This window comes from Rhizobacter sp. P3_B12 (assembly GCF_056402895.1).
This window is the reverse complement of the sequence record NZ_JBFUGN010001246.1, coordinates 1-1512: the sequence shown is the minus strand read 5'-3', so window position 1 is coordinate 1512 and position 1512 is coordinate 1. Positions and strand designations below refer to the sequence as shown.

Below are 1512 nucleotides of genomic sequence, written 5' to 3'. Positions count from 1 at the left end.
GACCTGGCCGCCGCGAGCGCCGCCGGCAGCCAGGCCGCGTGGGCCGCCTGGGGCTACGGATCGCCGCCGCCCGCCGGCACGTGGCGCCTCGAAGCGCCCGCCGACCTGCTGGCCCGCCTGCCAGTGCGCACACCGATTCATCAATAACCAGGAGACACGCCATGCTCACCGGAGGACGTTCGACCCTGACCCAGTTCCTGATCGAGGAGCGGCGCCGCCACCCCGAGGCCACCGGCGACCTGAACGCGCTGATCACCGATCTCTCGCTCGCCTGCAAGACCATCGCACGCAAGGTGGCCTATGGCGCGCTGGACGGCGCGCTCGGCAGCGCCGGCACCGGCAACGTGCAGGGCGAGGRGCAGAAGACGCTCGACGTGCTGGGCAACGCGCTGTTCCTGCGCGCCACCGAGTGGGGTGGGCACCTGGCCGGCATGGTGTCCGAGGAGCTGGAGGCGCCGTACACGCTGCCGCCCGAGCATCCGCGCGGCAAGTACCTGCTGCTGTTCGACCCGCTCGACGGCTCGTCGAACATCGACGTCAACGTGGCGGTCGGCAGCATCTTCTCGGTGCTGCGCGCGGTCACGCCGGGGCAGGATCCGCAGCCGCGGGATTTCCTGCAGCCCGGCACGCAGCAGGTCTGCGCCGGCTACGCGATCTACGGGCCGTCGACCATGCTGGTGCTGACGCTCGGCCGCGGCACGCATGCCTTCACGCTCGACCCGCTGCTCGGCGAATGGGTGCTCAGCCACCCCGGCCTGCGCATTCCCGAGAAGACCTGCGAGTTCGCGATCAACGCGTCGAACAGCCGCTTCTGGGAGCCGGCCGTCAAGCGCTACGTCGACGAGTGCCTGGCCGGCCAGACCGGCACGCGCGGCGCCGACTTCAACATGCGCTGGATCGCCTCGCTGGTGGCCGAGACGCACCGCATCCTGATGCGCGGCGGCGTGTTCCTGTACCCGCGCGACAGCAAGGATCCGTCGCGTGCCGGCCGGCTGCGCCTGCTGTACGAGGCGAACCCGATCTCGTTCCTGATCGAGCAGGCCGGCGGCGGCGCGAGCACCGGCCGCTCGCGGCTGATGGAGGTGCAGCCCGACGCGCTGCACCAGCGCATCGGCTTCGTCTTCGGTTCGCGCCACGAGGTGRCGCGCATCGAGACCTACCACCGCGACGAACCGGCGGCCGCCTATGATTCGCCGCTGTTCGGCAAGCGCGGCCTGTTCGCGGCCACGGTCTGAGGGGGCGCTGCCATGTCCGCGCTGCACCCCGTCATCGCCATCACCGGTTCGTCCGGCGCCGGCACCACCTCGGTCACGAAGACCTTCGAGAACATCTTCCGCCGCGAGGGCGTGGCGGCCGCGATCGTCGAAGGCGACAGCTTCCACCGCTACGACCGCGAGGCCATGAAGGCGGCGATGGCCGAGGCCGAGCAGAACCACCGGCCGCACTTCAGCCATTTCGGCGAGGACGCCAACCTGTTCGCCGAGCTGCAAGAGCTGTTCCGCAGCTATGCCG

1 protein-coding gene and 1 pseudogene are annotated in these 1512 nt (G+C 70.7%); both read left to right on the top strand.

Translation table 11 applies throughout. The features are described 5' to 3' along the window. The first annotated feature begins 161 nt into the window (after nucleotides 1-161). The gene (locus AC1D01_RS34210; protein WP_477873905.1) at nucleotides 162-1235 is read left to right on the top strand and encodes a class 1 fructose-bisphosphatase; all 1074 of its coding nucleotides are present in this window, start codon (nucleotides 162-164) and stop codon (nucleotides 1233-1235) included. 12 nt (nucleotides 1236-1247) lie between these two features. Continuing rightward, nucleotides 1248-1512, top strand: a pseudogene (locus AC1D01_RS34205) (phosphoribulokinase); the annotation flags it as partial.